The following is a 16,204-nucleotide window of genomic DNA, read 5'->3' on the forward strand; positions in this document are numbered from 1 at the left end:
CCGCCGGTGCGGCGGCCCCTCAGCCGATGGGCTGGCCGGTCACCGCGCTGATCAACACCGTGGAGAGGCCGCCACCGACCACCGCCGCCGCTAGCGCCACCGTCGTCGGCTTCCAGGTGGTACCGACCCGCCGCAACAACATGGCGACCACCAGACTGCTCACCAACGCCAGTCCGAAGCGGGGGGTTCCCGCCACCATCGCTCCGAAGGCCCGGGCCCGTGGCGACTCGCAACCCCCGCCGCTGATGTCGGTCACACAGCCCGTGGGCGGCGCACCATCCAAGGTCAGCAGCCAGATGAAGATCACCACTGCGGGTAGCAGATAGCAGCCCGCGGTGTAGAGCAGCGGCAACCAGGGCGCCCCGGGATCCGGGTCCAGCAGGTCGTCTTCCAGCCGCCGGCTCCACCCGCCGGCACCGACCGCCTCGATGCGCCGCCGTACCGAGGCCATACCTGTCTGCCGAGGCGCAGGCGCCGCGACCGGGCGCCGCCGGGCAGCCGTACGCGGACGAGGCGCGGTGTACCCGACGACCGGCGATCTCGGTGCCGAAGCACTAGCCTCCACCCAACGCGGATCGTCACCGGCCAACCGGGTGCCCGGCCAGAAACCCTCCTGCGCCGGCTCCGGCTCTGGCTCAGCCCAGGACCACTGCCCGGCACCCGAGGTGGCTCGCGAACCCGGAGGCTGCGTACGGTCCCACTGATCCGGCCCGGAATACCCTTCCCACCGGGTCCCGCCACGCCGCCGATCCCACTGGTCGGTCTCGGCCGCCGCACCCTCCCACTGACCTGTCTGGTCCGGCTGAAGCCACTGACCCGTCTGGTCCGGCTCAAGCCACTGATCCGAGCCGGAGGTCCGCAGCCACTGATTGGTGCTGTCGGCGTCCCATGGGTCGGCGGAAGTCGGCTCCCCCCGGATACCGGCCTCGGCAGACTGGTGCCAGGCATGCAGACCGGAAGCGTCCCAGGGATCGACCGCAGGCCGTACGCCTTCCGATCTGGCCCGGCGCTCCCACGGCTCCGCCGCCCGCTCCCACGGATCCACCGCCGGGGCGGAAGCGGACTCCGGGGCGCGACGACGACGCCGCGCCGGCTCCGTGGCGGTCGGCTCTGAGCCGGCCGGCTGCTCACTCTCCTCAGGCAGGTCCGACCAGGTCACCTGGCGGTGCCGGGACTGGGCCCGACGGGGCCGGCTCCGCGGCGCCACACCGGACACCGGGTCATCGTCGGCCGCCCGCCGACTGCCGACGTACCCGTCGTCCTGGGGTCGGTCGAACCGCCACTCCCGGATGTGATCCGAGGAGGACTCCGGAGCGGCGAACGGGAAGTCACGCTCCGCCGAACGAGCGGCCCGCCGGCCACGGCCGGTGGTCTCCGGGGTACGACGACTGCCCGCATCGCGGGGACCGGCCTCGTCGTCGGCGTCGTCGTCCGGGGCGGCGTGCCGGCCGCCGCCGTCCACGCTGCGTACGCCCGACTCCAGCGCCCATCGCGGCAGGTACGGCTCGGCCGGCTCGTCCTGTCCACGCTCGATCGCCCGGCGGCGGCTAGGGGTGCGGTAACGCTCGACGGCGGAGTCGTAGGGGTCCTCCGGACCGCTACCGACGGGATCGGCCCACGACGCGGTCGGCCGTCGCTCACGCGGGCCATCCTCCCCGCGTGCCCAGTCCCGGTAACTCACGGCCGGAGCGTGACCCTTCTCAACCGAAAGTGCAATCCGCTGTCCAGGTGTAGCCGTAGGCCACCGATTGTCCAGGTGTAGCCGTAGGCACCGATCCTACGGGAGTATCGGGACAAAGCCCTACCCGGAAATTTGTATCCACAGGCTGTGGATGAAGTCTGTGCAGGTCAGAAGCGGAGTGTGGAGGGATCTTCAGCAGTTATCCACACCCTGTGCACAACCTGCGCACAGCTCTGCCCACCGGTGTCCACAGGTTGTCCCGAGGCTCGTCCACCGCTGCGGTTGAGTGCCTGACCTCGGGTTCCGTATGGTGGCCCCAGCCGCCCGCCCGATGGCCCCCGATCGACGCGGACGTCAACCTTGGTGGTACCCCGGGCGAGCCTGCCCGGAGCCGCACCGACGCAGTGGAGGGGGGCCAGTGTCGGTCACCGACGACATGCGGACAGAGCCGTTCAGGGGCGGTCCATCATCCGGCCCGCCGCAATCAGACGGCCACTTCGACAAGACCCCGCCACAGGACATCGCCGCTGAACAATGCGTTCTGGGCGGCATGTTGCTGTCCAAGGACGCCATCGCCGACGTCGTCGAGATCCTCAAGACCAACGACTTCTACCGGCCGGTGCACGCCACCATCTTCGACATCATTCTGGAGATCTACGGCCGCGGTGAGCCCGCCGACGCGATCACCGTGGCGGCGGCCCTGGCGGACTCCGGTGACCTGGCCCGCGTCGGTGGTGCGCCCTACCTGCACACCCTGATCGCCAGCGTGCCCACGGCCGCGAACGCGGCCTACTACGCGCGGATCGTCAGCGAGCGCGCCGTGCTGCGGCGACTCGTGGAGGCGGGTACCCGCATCGTCCAGCTCGGCTACGGCACCGCCAGTGGCGGTAGCCGAGATGTCGACGACGTCGTCGACCTGGCCCAGCAGGCCGTCTACGACGTCACCGAGCGGCGGGTGAGCGAGGACTTCGCCGTACTCGCCGACATGCTCCAGCCGACCCTCGACGAGATCGAGGCCGTCGGCGCCCAGGGCGGGGTGATGACCGGGGTACCCACCGGCTTCACCGACCTGGACCGGCTGCTCAACGGCCTGCACGCCGGCCAATTGATCATCGTGGCGGGCCGACCTGGTCTCGGAAAGGCACTCGCCCTCGACACACCCCTGCCGACTCCGACCGGTTGGACGACGATGGGCGAGGTGCAGGTCGGCGATCAGCTGATCGGTGCGGACGGCCGACCCACCACCGTCACGCACGCCTTCGAGGTCCGCCACGGTCGCCCCTGCTACGAGGTCGAGTTCTCCGACGGTTCGGTCATCGTCGCCGATGCCGAGCACCTGTGGACGACGACCACCAGGGCCTCGCGCCGCCAACAGAACGAGCTCCGGCCGCGTCACCAGTGGGACGCTCCGTCACGTGCCAAGGCGGTAGCCGTACACCGGGCCGTCGTCGCCGCCCCGGACCGACTCGTCACCTACCGGGAGGCCGTGGAGATCGCCGGCTCCGAGTTCCGGAACATCCTGCACGTCGTGGCTGCCAAGGTCGGGGTCGCCGGCACGGTCGAACGTCAGTACTCCCGCAACGGCAGGCCCTGGCGTCGGACGGTTGACGCCTACAACGCCCACGCGTTGTTCGACGCACACCTGAGCCGGGTGAATCGGCTCATGAACAGCGAGACGACGGTGGCACACCCTCGGGCCGTCACCACCGAGCACATCGCCGCGACCCTGCGGCATCCGGCTGACGGGCGCGCGAACCACGCGGTGGACAATGCTCGGCCGCTGTCCCTGCCGGCCCGCGAGGATCTGCCGATCCCCCCGTACACCCTTGGGGTGTGGCTGGGTGACGGGCACTCCGCAGGTGCCCGGTTCACGTCGGCGGACCCGGAGATCGCCCAGTACGTCGAAGCCGATGGCTTCCTGGTCACCCCGGGAAGCGGAACCGCGATCACCGGACTGCTTCGAGCCGCCGGTGTCCTGAACGACAAGCACATTCCGCAGCCCTACCTCCGAGCATCGGAGGAGCAGCGACGGCAGTTGCTGGCCGGACTGCTCGACACCGACGGTACCGTCGCGCCGGCCGGACACGTCCAATACACCACCACCTCGGAGCGGATGGCCGCGGACGTGTACGAGCTCGTCGTCAGCCTGGGCTATCGATGCTCGATCAACCGTAGGCGAGTCAGCGGTCGCACTCCCGAGAGCTCGACGGCTTTCACGCTGAACTTCTCGACCTCGGACGAGGTGTTCCGGCTGACCCGGAAGCGCGAGTCGCACGCGACGCGCCGATCTGCGGTCGGTCGCGCGGGTACCCGGTCCCGCTACATCGTGGACGTGCGCCCGGTGCCGAGCGTCCCGGTGCGGTGCGTGACGGTCGACAACGAGGACCATCTGTACCTGGCCGGTCGGTCGATGATTCCCACTCACAACAGCACCGCGAGCATGGACTTCGCCCGGAATGCTGCCATCAGGGCGAATCAGGCAGCGGCCATCTTCTCGCTGGAAATGAGCAAGGTCGAGATCGTCATGCGACTGCTCTCGGCCGAGGCCCGGGTGCCTCTGCATGTGCTGCGCAGCGGGCAGCTCTCCGACGACGACTGGACCAAGCTGGCCCGTTGCATGGGCGAGATCAGCGAGGCTCCGCTGTTCGTGGACGACACCCCCAGCATGAACCTCATGGAGATCCGGGCCAAGGCCCGCCGCCTCAAGCAGCGACACGACCTCAAGCTGATCGTGGTCGACTACCTCCAGCTGATGACCTCACCGAAGCGCACCGAGAGCCGGCAGCAGGAGGTCGCGGACCTGTCCCGGGGACTGAAGCTGCTGGCCAAGGAGGTCGAGTGCCCGGTCATCGCGGTCAGCCAGCTGAACCGTGGCCCGGAGCAACGCACCGACAAGCGGCCACAGCTGTCCGACCTGCGTGAATCGGGCTGCCTGACGGCCGAGACCCGACTCATCCGCGCCGACGACAACTCCGAAGTCACTCTCGGTCAGCTTCTGGCGCAGGGGGCCAGAGATGTGCCCGTCTGGGCGCTGGACGAAAGCCTGCGATACACCCCACGCACGATGACGCACGTTTTCCCGAGTGGACGCCGACCGGTGTTCCGGATGAAGCTGGCGTCGGGCAAAGAGATCGACGCGACGGCCAACCACCCGTTTCTCACCTTCGCCGGCTGGATGCCGCTCGCTGAGTTGACCGCGGGTACGCGTCTCGCCACGCCTCGGCACCTACCGCCACCGTTGAGCGTTCGACCTATGGCTGAACCGGAGGTGATCCTGCTTGCTCACCTGCTCGGTGACGGGTCGTTCGTCCGGCGTCAGCCGGTGCGATATGCCAGCGTTGACGAAGCCAACTTGCAGGCGGTCGCCGAGGCGGCCAAGCACTTCGGCGTCACGGCTGTCCGGGATGACTATCCGGCGGCTCGGGTCACCACCCTGCGGCTACCTGCTCCCTATCGGCTTGCCCGGGGCCGACGCAATCCGATTGCTGAATGGCTTGACGGTTTCGGTCTCTTCGGGCTCAGGTCGCACGAGAAGTTCGTGCCGCAGCAGGTATTCAGCCTGCCCAAGGAACAGGTGACGCTGTTTGTCCGGCATTTGTGGGCCACCGATGGGTGCGTTCACGTCAATAAGTCCGGGCGCGGTGGCCGAATCTACTACTCGTCAACGAGTCGACGACTGCTTGAGGATGTCTCTCGACTGTTGCTTCGGTATGGCATTACCGCGCGTTTGAAGGCCGTACCGGTGGCACGTTACCGCACTCAGTACACGCTCGATGTCTCTGGGCGGGACGATCAACTGCGGTTCCTGCGTGAGATTGGTGTGCACGGAAATCGATCGATCAACTGTGGGCGGTTGCTCGCTGCCTTGGAGTTGACGAACAGCAACACGAACGTCGACACCGTGCCCCGCGAGGTCTGGGAACGAGTCCGCGAGATCCTCGTTGACCGGGGCATGACCCATCGCGAGTTTGCCAGGGCGGTTGGCACACAGTTTTGCGGTAGTGCGATGTGGAAGAGATCACCGAGCCGCTCACGGCTGGCGAGCATCGCCCAGGTGCTCGACGCAGTCGATCTCGACCTGCACGCCACCAACGACATTTTCTGGGACGAGATCGTATCCATCGAACCGATCGGCGAGCAGGACGTCTTTGACGCGACCGTGCTGGGTACGCACAATTTCGTCGCCAACGGAATTGCCGTTCACAACTCGATCGAACAGGATGCCGACGTTGTCATCCTTTTGCATCGTGACGACTACTACGACAAGGAGTCGCCACGGGCGGGGGAGGCGGATTTCATTGTTGCCAAGCACAGAAATGGCCCGACCGACACGGTGACGGTGGCGGCTCAGTTGCACCTGTCGCGTTTTGTGGACATGGCCATCGTCTGACCTGCGGGCCGTCGAGGCGGCCAGGACTTCCTACCTACAGCGCCCCCGCTCCGGCGCCGTCTGATCGGCACCGGAGCGGAGGACGTGGGCTGGCTCAGCCGAACATGTCGTCGAGGAAGCTCTTGCGCTTCTTACGCCGGTAGTGCCCGTGGTAGCCGTAGTGCTGCTGCCCCTGGCCGTACATGGGGGCGGGCGCGGGATAGCCGGGGGGCGGGGGCACCGCGCCGTAGCCCGGCTGGTGCGGGGCGGGCGGGGGCGGCGGGTAACCGCCCGGCGGGGTGACCCGCTGGGTGGGCTGCGGCGCGGGCGGGGTCTGCTGGGCGTTCCAGTTGGCCTCGGCCTCGAACAGCTTCTCCAGCTCACCGCGGTCGAGGAAGATGCCCCGACACTCGCCGCACTGGTCGATGACGACGCCGCTGCGCTCGTACTGGCGCATGTCTCCGCGGCACTTGGGACAGGTCAGGCTCATGAATCGAAGGTACCTGGTCGGCTCATGCGGTGGCGGTCAGCGCCTCGGTGACTTCCTCGTCGGAAATCTCGTGGAAGTCGTCGTAGTAGGCCCCGACCGCACCGAAGTCGGCTGGTCGCCGGGCGCAGATCGCCTCGTCGGCCTCGGCGTTGAGGAGCTCGCAGGCTTCCTGGGCGCCGACCGGCACGGCGAGGACGACCCGGCGGGCGCCGAGTTGCCGGGCGACCTGGACGGCGGCTCGGGCGGTCGCCCCGGTGGCCAGGCCGTCGTCGACGATCAGAGCCGTACGACCGGTCAGGTCCAGTGGTGGGCGGCCGGCGCGGTAGAGCTGTTCCCGGCGGTCGAGTTCCGCCTGCTCCCGTTGTTGGACCTCGGCGATGTCGTCGGCGTTCAGTTGGCGGGCGACCGGGTCGTTGAGCACTCGTACCCCACCTGGGCCGAGGGCGCCGAAGGCCACCTCGGGTGCCCAGGGCATTCCGAGCTTGCGGACCACGAGCACGTCCAGCGGGGCGCCGAGGCGTTCGGCGACGACCCGGGCGACCGGCACTCCGCCGCGTACCAGGCCGAGCACGGTGACGTCCGGTCGGCCGGTCAGTGCGGTGAGCCGCTCGGCGAGTGCCCGACCGGCGTCGCTGCGGTCGCGGTAGGTGCTCATGTTCTCAGGTGTACGCCTCGTGGGGCCTCTTCGTCCGCCGGTTGCCGGATCCGGGGAGGGTCCAGTGCCAGGGCCCAGACCAGGAATGCGATCGGGTACAGCAGGTAGCCGAATCGGGTGGTGGGCATCAGCAGGATCGCCGTGAGTAGCCCGTACCCGCAGATCAGGCTGGTGGTGCGGGCGGTGCGGGGTGGGCGGCGGGCGAGTCGGACGGCGATGGCCAGGCCGGCCGCGACCAGCAGCGCGGCGGCGACGAGGCGACCGGCCGGTACGTTGGCCGCGATCAGGTATCCGGGGAAGGGTGACTGTGCGGGGCTGGCCACCAGGCCGTGTCCGAGGGGGAAACGCAGCACGTTCTCCACGAGGGCTCCGTGGTCGACCAGCAGGGTGGGTAGCAGGGCCAGGGCGGGCAGCCCGAACGCGCCGGCAGCGACTCGCAGGCCGGCACGTCGGGTGAGGCCCCAGATGACCAGCACTGCGGCGACCGGCCAGGCGAACAGCTTGAGGGCGCCGGCCGCCCCGACCGCGATGCCGGCCCAGCCGGGTCGGGCGGTGGCGGCGAAGGCCAGGGCCAGCAGGCAGAGGGCGAGGACGGGCAGGTCGTCCCCGCCGGTGGCCAGGGTCAGGGCACAGACCGGGAGTACGGTGGCGGCCTGCACGGCACGCAGCAGGGTGGCCGGATCGCCCGTCGGCCCGGTGGGGGTGGGCCGCAGCAGCAGACGCAGGGCCAGGATCAGGGCCAGGGCGGTGCCGAGGGCGAACCAGACCCGGGTGTCGGTCCACCAGGCTTCGTGCAGCGCGCGGGGCAGCCCGAACAGGGCCATGCCCGGCTGGTACGGGGTGTAGCCGAGCAGTTGTTCGCCCGGCGGCAGGGCGGCGATCGAGTCGGGGCCCAGGTACGGGGTGCCGGTCTCCAGCAGGCGACGACCGGAGTCCTCGACGACCAGCACCTCCTCCTGCGCCCGGTCGGTGCGCCCGGCTGCCCGCTGGATGCTCTGCCAGGTCAGCGGCAGCAGTGCGGTGGTGGCCCAGGCCAGGCCGGTGACCAGCCAGCGGGCCGACACGCCGGCAAGGGCGGAGTCGGGGCGCCGGCGACGGACCAGGAGTTGGCCGGTGGCCAGGAGGGCGGCGGTCAGGTAGCCGAGGGCGGCCAGGCCGCCCCAGTGTCGGTGCGTGACCAGGGTGGAGGTTGCCGCGGTGATTGCCGTGAAGGCGGCGGAGACGGCGTAGAGGCCGAGGTCCAGGCCGAGGCCTCCGCCGGTGGAGTCGAGACGGTGCCACCATTTCAGGCGGGAGGGGATGGCGGTGGCGGTACTCACCCGGGTGAGTGTGTCAGGCCGGCTGGTGGCCGCCCTCGACCACCCTGACGGCGTCCGGGTGCCAGCCGGACCACCGCACCGGCGTCGTGCAGTGCGGTCGCCAGGTGACCTGGACGGCCGGCGGTGCCGCGTTGCAGGGTGGCCAGCAGGGCCCCGGCGGCCAGTGGGCGGGCGAAGAGGTGTCCCTGACCGGCGACGCAGCCGAGTTCCCAGAGGGCGCGGCGCTGCGGCTCCCGTTCCACCCCTTCGGCGACCACGGCGAGATTGAGGCTTCGGCCGAGGTCGAGAGTGGAGCGGACGATGGCGGCGGCTTCGGTGGAGGATTCCATGGCGGTGACGAAGCTGCGGTCGATCTTCAGTTCGTGGACCGGAATCCGGGAGAGCAGGGACAGGGAGGAGTAGCCGGTCCCGAAGTCGTCCAGCGCCAGGCGTACGCCGGAGTCGCGTAGCCGGGTGAGGACTTGGTCGACCACGTCGAGTTGGCTGAGGGTGAGGGTTTCGGTGAGTTCCAGCATCAGCCGGTCCGGGGGCAGGTCGTGGGCGCGCAGCCGGGCCAGCACGGCTCCGGGGAATCGGGCGTCCAGCAGGCTGCGGGGGGAGACGTTCACCGCCACCGGTACGTCGAAGCCGGCGTCGCGCCAGGTGCCGGCGGCGATGAGTGCCTGGTCGAGGATCGCCTCGGCGAAGGCGGGGAGCAGCCCGGATCGTTCGACCGTCTCCAGGAACCGCAGTGGGTCGATCATGCCGTGGGCGGGGTGCCGCCAGCGGGCCAATGCCTCGGCGGCGATCACCTCACCGGTGCCGAGGTCGACGATGGGCTGGAAGTTGACGATGAATTCCTGGTCGGCGACGGCGCGGGGCAGTTCTCCGCCCAGGGCCAGTCGACCCAGGTCGGCGGTGTCCCGGGCGGATGCGTAGGTGGCGACCCGTTGCCCGGCCCGTTTGGCCTGGTACATCGCCACATCGGCGCGGCGCAGCAATTCGACCATCCCGCCGGCGGCCGGGGCGACGGCGATACCGCCGCTGGCCTCGACACTGATCTGGAGGCCTTCGATGTGGAAGGGTTCGTGCAGCGCCGCCAGCAGGGTCTCGGCCCGGGGTGCGGCCACCGCCGGGGCGGGCAGGGTGCGCAGCAGTACGGCGAATTCGTCGCCACCGAGCCGGGCGACCAGGTCGCCTGTGCTGGCTGCGGCGCGGAGTCGTTCGGCCACCTGGATCAGCATCTGGTCACCGGCGGCGTGCCCCAGGGTGTCGTTGACCTCCTTGAAGTGGTTGAGGTCGATGAGGACCAGGGCGGTGACCCCGTCGGCGTGCCGCTGGTGCAGTTGTTTGTTGCCTTCGTCGAGCAGCTGCCGCCGATTGGCCAGCCCGGTCAGCGCGTCGTGGGCGGCGGCGTGGGCGTGGGCCTGCGCCACCCGGGCGAGTTCGGCGTACGCCTGGGCGTTGCGCACCGCGGTGCACAGCGCCGAGGCGAAGGTACGCAGGGTGTAGCGTTCCCGTTCGTTGAGCTGCACGGTGCCCCGGAAGCGCAGCCGCAGCTCACCCACATCGATGGACCGGTCGTGTCCCTCCAGGGGTGCGGGCACGACCGTGCCGGGTGTGGCGGGGGCCTCGGTGGTGGGGCCGTCGTAGCTGATCCCCTCGCTGTTGCCCCGGACCAGCCGGGCGTCGTCGCGGAGTTCCACCTCCACCTCGTCGGCGGAGAAGAGTTCGGCGGCCCGGGTGACCGCGGTGGTGAGGACCTCGTCCAGCTTGACGACATTGAGGGCGTCCGTGGTCTGGGCGAGGCGCTGCCAGGCCTGCTGCTCGGTGCGGGTGCGGACCCGGGCCAGGTAGAGCAGGTGCAGGCAGAGGACCAGCGGGGGTACGGCGAGGAGCATCCGGATGTCGGTCTTGATCATCAGGACGGTGCCGATGATGACGACCAGGCGGGTGACGGTGGCGGCCAGCCGCAGGCCCCAGTCCTCGCGGAACAACTTTCCCAGCGAGGTGCCGGTGGCCATCGCGATGACCGGCAGGGTGACGAACTCGTCGAGCAGTACGGCGGCGAGGTAGGCGGCCGTCAGCGGGACGATGGTGCTGGCGATGTCGGAGTTCGTCGGGGGCCACTGGAACAGCTGGAGGACCAGGCTGGCGGCGGTGGCGACCAGCATGTTCTTGCCGATGCCGAAGAACTGTTTGATCGGCGGGAGCCGGATCAGGGTGGTGGCGATCGCCACGCCGAAGCCGGTGGCGAGGATGACCACGGACGGGGGTGCCACCACCAGGCCGATCACGATCGCCGTCTCGGTCCAGGCGATGTGGTGGTTGGTGGAGCGGATCCGGATCCGGACCTTGAAGATGAAGCCGAGCGCCACCAGGGTGATCAGTACGGGCCAGAGGAGGGTGGCCCTCAGGGCGCCGTAGTTGGGCAGGTGGGCGACCGAGACGGCGCCGGCGATTGCGGCCATAACGACGACGAGACCGACTAGCGGCCGTAGCCGCCGATCGGTCCCGGTCTGTCGGTCTTGCGAAGTCAACCGTCATCCCCATTCGTCACCGAGGGGCTGCGCTCCGCAAGCGTACTGCGCCTGCTTCTCATCGAGAAGCAGGACTCACGCCCATTCGTGCGAGTTCATTTCGACCCCCAGCTCTATTCGGCTTGTGCTGCTGCCGAATCTAGAGCGACTTGGGCCCGGTTGGTACCAAAAGATGTCGTATTGCGCAGAATGGGCCAATACGGCAATTCTCTGTCACGTTCCGTTCCCAGGGCCCTGACAGAGGGTCGACTCCGCCCATTGGGTCGTTTCGACTTCCGGCCTCTCCGTTGGCGGGAATTCCTGGTCGGCCTAGTGTCCCCAGGCTGGTTTGCTGGCTACATCATCGCTTCGGTCGGGATCGCCGCAACCGGCAGGCGGTCAGTCTGGCGGCCGAGCGCGCACAGTGATCCTAGGGCTGCTCATCGCGGTCGCCCGCCAGGCAGGCCTCGCCGCCGGGCCGGCAGTGGGCCGGTGGCCGAATCCACTGCGGGTGAATGCGAGATCGACATCGCCGGAGCAGCCCGGGCGCCCGTTTGCGATCAAGTTCGCCGCGATCTACGGGATGTTGTTCGACTTGTGGAAGTCGGCGAGAAAATACGTACCCGGGCGGGACACCTGGAACCGGCATTGGATCTCCAGGAAGTCGACCGCTCGGATCACGCCGACACTGCGGTCCTTCCAACAGGAATGAGTCGGCCGGATCTGTCGGCGCGCGGCAGAGCTGACTCATCACCGAAGGGCTGCGCTCCGCAGGCGCGCTGCGGCTGCTCCTCGTCGAGCAGCGGCGACCAGGCTGGGTTGATTTCTCCGCCTCAGCCGAATTCGGCTCTTGCCGTTGCCGAGCGGCCGAGGGACTTGCGGTGAATTGCTCCGGTTGATTGCCGTATTACACAGATTGCGGCAGAATGGCAATCGTCTGTTACGTTCTGCCGCGTGCTGGTTGCTGGAGGGTTCGATTCCCTGAGTGATCCCTCCTTGTTCCCTGGCCTTCGATCACGGGTGGGAACTCTGATTGAGCAAGAATCCCCAAAAAGCTTACCCATTAAAGCATTTCTTCGATCTCGATCGCCGAGAACCAGGGCGACGAGCCCGCTCTGAGCTGGCTAGACTGCTCACGGTAACGCTATGAGTGCAGCTGAGGGGCCGGTGCAGATTCAAATCCTCGGCGGTCTCGCGGTGCGTCACGATTCGGTGGTGCTGCCCCTCGGGACACCGAAACAGCGGACGGTTCTGGCAATGCTCGTCTGCAATCCGGGGCGACTGGTATCAGTCGATCAACTTGTCGACGAACTGTGGCCTGACGGGCCGCCGCAGTCAGCCATACCCAATGTCCGTACCTATGCCGCCAATCTGCGCCGAGGTCTCGAGGCGCTGGTGCCGGAGGGTGAGGTGCTGGCCCGCGTCCAGGACGGTTATCGCCTGCACGTCGAGCGACCGGCCATCGACCTGTTCGCCTTTCAGGCGCAGGTCACCGAGGCGCGTCGCCTGGTGCATTCCGACGAGACGGCCGCCGTTGAGCTGCTGTCCAAAGCGTTGGCGCGGTGGCGAGGTGAGGCCCTGGCCGGGGTCGCGCTCGGACCGTCGCTCTCCGCCCAGGCCGCGGCGGCGGCCGAGGACCGGATGCTCGCGGCCGAGTTGTACGCCAGGTTGCAGATCCGGCTCGGCCACTACGATGCCGCCCTGCCGGTGCTACGGAACCTGCTGATCACGCAGCCGCTCCGCGAACCCGCCCACCTGCTTCTCATGCGGGCGCTGCACCTGCGCGGCGACCATGCGGGGGCGGTCGCCGCCTATGCCACGGCGCGAAGAGTCCTGCGTGAGCAGCTCAACATCGAACCCGGCGACGAACTCCAGCACTTCCACCGACGGATAACCGCCCCCGAGCAGCGGCCCACATCGCGACAACGCGCCGCACCGCAACAACGCGCCGCACCGCAGCAGCGGGCGGCACACCCGAACCAGGCAGGACAGCCCGCCGCCGTACCCGCGCCGACCGGGCAGCCGAGTCCGGCCTTCTCGCCGTCGTTCCTGCCCCGGGCGTTGCCGGACTTCGTCGGCCGTACCGAAGCGGTGGAGCATCTGCTGGCCGAGACACGACGGGCCTCGGCCCTCGCCTCGGCCGTGCACTTCATCGACGGCATGGCGGGCAGCGGCAAGACCTCCCTGGCCATGCATGTCGCCGCCAAGCTCATGGACTGCTTCCCGGACGCACAGTTGTTCATCGACCTGAAGGGGCACGACCTGGCCGAGGTGGTGGAGCCGGGTGCCGCCCTGGCGGCGTTGCTGCGCCAGCTCCGGGTGCCGGGAAGCCGGATTCCGGCCGACTTCGACGAGCGGGTCGCGCTCTGGCGTCGGGAACTGGCCGGTCGGCGGGCGATCGTCGTGTTGGACAACGCGGCCGGCAGCGAGCAGGTTCTCCCACTGCTTCCCAGCGGGCCCGGCAGTGTGGTGATCGTGACCTCCCGGCGGAGGATCACCTGGCTGGACGGCGGTCCGCCGGTTTCGCTGCCCGTGATGAGCCTGGACGAGGGGGTCGCGCTGCTCGCCTCGGCCGTCGGCGCGCAACGGGTGGCGGCCGAGCCCGAGGCTGCGGTGACCGTGGTGCAGCAGTGCGGGTACCTGCCGCTGGCGATCCGGCTCGCCGGCTCCCGGCTGGCGCATCGTCCCACCTGGCGGGTGGCCGACCTGGCTGCTCTACTGGCCGGCAATGCCCGCCGGCTGGTCCACCTGGCGTCGGGTGACCGGAGCGTGGCGGGAGCCTTCGCGGCATCGTACGAGTCGCTCGGCAGTCGGGCGGGCCGGTTGTTTCGGCTGCTGAGCGTGCATCCGGGCGGCTACTTCGACGGGCTGGCCTCGGCTGCGGTCTCTGGTCTGTCGACAGCCGAAGCCAGCGCCGCCCTCGACGAACTCGTCGATTGTCACCTGATCGACGAGGTGAAAATCGGGCGCTACCGGATGCACGACCTGATTCGGCAGTTCTCCCACGAGCTGTCCGTGGAGCGTGACTGTGCGCAGACCCGCGATCGGGCGTTGGTGGATCTGATCGACGTCCTGTTGCACCTGTCCTATCCGATAGCCGAAGACCTCGAAGCCGGAATCGTGCGCAAGTATGTGACCCTCGATCCGCCGCGCCTGCCGGATCTGTTGGCCGCCACGGCGCCAAGGACGACGGAATGGCTGGAGGAGGAGCGGTCGACCCTGGTGGCGCTGGTCGTGCGAGCGAATGAAGGCGGCCACCATGAACATGCGTGGCGGCTGGCTCGGGTGCTCTGGCGATTCCTCTACATGCGGGGGCACTACGACGACATCGTCCGGACGCACCTCGTCGGGCTGGATTCGGCCAGGTCCGCGAAGAACGGAGCCGCCGTCGTCACCATGCACAACTATGTCGCCTCCGCCTATCTGCGGAAGGGCAACTACGACGATGCTCTGAGCCACGTCCGCGCGGCGGTGAGTCTCGCCGAGCAGCGTGGCGATTTCGTCAACCGGGAGCGTTGCCGGGTCAATCTGGCCGCCGTGCACTGGATTCGTGGCGAGCTAGACGAGGCGCTGCGGGTCGGACTCGAAGGATTGCGGTGGCGCACCGGCCATGACGACAAGGAACTGCACGCCAGCCTGCCGAATCTGGGGCTCGTCCTGGCCCAACTCGGCCGGTACGACGAGGCACTGCGCCTGCACCGCCTGCATCTCTACCTGGGCCGCCAGTTGGGTAGCCAGTTCCACCTGCTCAACGCGCTGGGCCATATCGGTGCGATCAAAAGCCGGATGGGCCGCCATGACGCGGCGGCGCGGGCGTTGCGCGCCGCTCTGGCGTTGCGGGAGCGTACCGGCCACCGGTTCGCGCAGGCGGAGGTGCACAACGACCTCGGCATCGCGCTGCGCGGGTTGGGGCGGGCCGTCGAGGCGGTGCAGCACCACGAGACCGCCCGAGAACTGGCCATTGAGGCGGCCGCGGGGCGCGGACAGTTGCTGAGAGGAGGACCCATGCGCGGTCTGGACTTGGCGTGACGACGGAAACCATCTGATGACCACCGCTGTCGGGTGTCCCCAGCCATCTGCCAGCGGGGCTGTGGGTGGAAGGGGCGGCACCTCCGTGCCGTCCTTTCCGCTCACCTGGTGGTTGCCCTGCGGTGACGGATAGGCTCGCCGACGTGACCCAGCCCGCCGAACTCACCCATGTCGACCAGGCCGGCGCCGCCCGCATGGTCGATGTCTCCGGCAAGGAGGTCACCGGCCGCCTGGCGATCGCCGCCGGCCGGTTGCGGACCACCCCTGAGGTCATCGAGCTGCTGCGTCGCGACGGGCTGCCCAAGGGCGACGCCCTGGCGGTCGGCCGGCTAGCCGGGATCATGGGCGCGAAACGTACCCCCGATCTGATTCCGCTGTGCCACCCGATCGCCCTGCACGGCGTCACGGTCGACCTGGATCTGACGACGGACACGGTCGAGATCACCGCCACCGCCCGCACGGCCGACCGGACGGGTGTGGAGATGGAGGCGTTGACCGCGGTGGCGGTCGCCGGGCTGGCCCTGGTCGACATGGTCAAGGCGGTGGATCCGGCGGCCAGCGTGGAGGCGGTACGGGTGCTGCGCAAGGAGGGCGGCAAGACCGGCCTGTGGCAGCGTCCGCAGGACCGGCCGTGATCCGGGCCCGGGTGGTGGTGGCCTCCAATCGGGCGGCCGCCGGTGTCTACCCCGACACCAGCGGTCCGCTGCTGGTGTCGGGCCTGCGGGAGTGGGGTTGCACGGTGGACGAGCCCGTGGTGGTCCCGGACGGGGAGCCGGTCGGCCAGGCGGTGCGGGCTGCCGTGGCGGAGGCCGTCGACGTGGTGCTGACCAGCGGCGGCACCGGCATCACCCCGACCGACCGTACCCCTGAGGTGACCCGCGCCCTGCTGGACTACGAGATTCCCGGCATCGCCGAGGCGATCCGCGCCCACAGCCGGGACAAGGTGCCGACGGCGGCGCTGTCCCGGGCGGTGGCCGGGGTGGCGGGTCGTACCCTCGTGGTCAACCTGCCCGGTTCGACCGGTGGGGCCCGCGACGGCCTGGCCGTGCTGGGGCCGATCCTCCGGCACGCGGTCGAACAGTTGCGCGGTGGCGACCACCAGCCAACCCGATAGGCTCTCGCCGGTGAGCACGGAAACCACCTCCGCCGCTGACCCGGCCGCC

At 69.3% G+C, this 16,204-nt stretch carries 9 protein-coding genes; 4 read left to right on the plus strand and 5 right to left on the minus strand.

Translation table 11 applies throughout. The annotated features are described in order from the left end of the window. Positions 1-19: 19 nt before the first annotated feature. Complete coding sequence (locus OIE53_RS22790) at positions 20-1,681, minus strand: hypothetical protein (protein WP_327023540.1); 1,662 nt, start codon at positions 1,679-1,681, stop codon at positions 20-22. 550 nt (positions 1,682-2,231) lie between these two features. Here OIE53_RS22790 and OIE53_RS22795 point away from each other — a divergent pair. Beyond that, positions 2,232-6,071: a replicative DNA helicase gene (locus OIE53_RS22795; protein ID WP_393339012.1), complete on the plus strand. Its 3,840-nt coding sequence runs from the start codon at positions 2,232-2,234 to the stop codon at positions 6,069-6,071. Positions 6,072-6,165: 94 nt separating this feature from the next. Here the strand turns inward: OIE53_RS22795 and OIE53_RS22800 are convergent, their stop codons facing one another. The 4 genes from OIE53_RS22800 to OIE53_RS22815 are packed head-to-tail and all read right to left on the minus strand — an operon-like array spanning position 6,166 to position 10,964. Next, positions 6,166-6,540 carry a TFIIB-type zinc ribbon-containing protein gene (locus OIE53_RS22800; protein WP_327023541.1) on the minus strand — a complete coding sequence of 125 codons (375 nt, stop codon included), beginning with the start codon at positions 6,538-6,540 and terminating at the stop codon, positions 6,166-6,168. Positions 6,541-6,562: 22 nt separating this feature from the next. Next, positions 6,563-7,195: a phosphoribosyltransferase gene (locus OIE53_RS22805; RefSeq protein ID WP_327023542.1), complete on the minus strand. Its 633-nt coding sequence runs from the start codon at positions 7,193-7,195 to the stop codon at positions 6,563-6,565. Next, a complete protein-coding gene (locus OIE53_RS22810; protein ID WP_442791351.1) occupies positions 7,192-8,514 on the minus strand; it encodes a glycosyltransferase 87 family protein in 1,323 nt (440 codons plus the stop codon). The genes OIE53_RS22805 and OIE53_RS22810 overlap by 4 nt, the downstream gene beginning before the upstream one ends. Next, positions 8,511-10,964, minus strand: coding sequence for a putative bifunctional diguanylate cyclase/phosphodiesterase (locus OIE53_RS22815; RefSeq protein WP_327023543.1), 2,454 nt, complete (start codon positions 10,962-10,964; stop codon positions 8,511-8,513). The genes OIE53_RS22810 and OIE53_RS22815 overlap by 4 nt, the downstream gene beginning before the upstream one ends. 1,194 nt (positions 10,965-12,158) lie before the next feature. On the opposite strand from OIE53_RS22815, the gene OIE53_RS22820 reads away from it, so the two are divergent. From OIE53_RS22820 to OIE53_RS22830, 3 genes are all read left to right on the plus strand, one after another. Then, positions 12,159-15,041, plus strand: a complete 2,883-nt coding sequence (locus OIE53_RS22820) for an AfsR/SARP family transcriptional regulator (protein ID WP_327023544.1) — start codon at positions 12,159-12,161, stop codon at positions 15,039-15,041. Between the two features lie 143 nt (positions 15,042-15,184). Beyond that, on the plus strand, positions 15,185-15,676 hold the full coding sequence (gene moaC / locus OIE53_RS22825; RefSeq protein WP_327023545.1) for a cyclic pyranopterin monophosphate synthase MoaC: 492 nt from the start codon (positions 15,185-15,187) through the stop codon (positions 15,674-15,676). After that, positions 15,673-16,155, plus strand: coding sequence for a MogA/MoaB family molybdenum cofactor biosynthesis protein (locus OIE53_RS22830; RefSeq protein WP_327023546.1), 483 nt, complete (start codon positions 15,673-15,675; stop codon positions 16,153-16,155). Before moaC ends, OIE53_RS22830 begins: the two co-directional genes overlap by 4 nt. The last annotated feature ends 49 nt before the right edge of the window (positions 16,156-16,204 follow it).

It is taken from the genome of Micromonospora sp. NBC_01739 (assembly GCF_035920385.1).
Taxonomy (GTDB): domain Bacteria; phylum Actinomycetota; class Actinomycetes; order Mycobacteriales; family Micromonosporaceae; genus Micromonospora.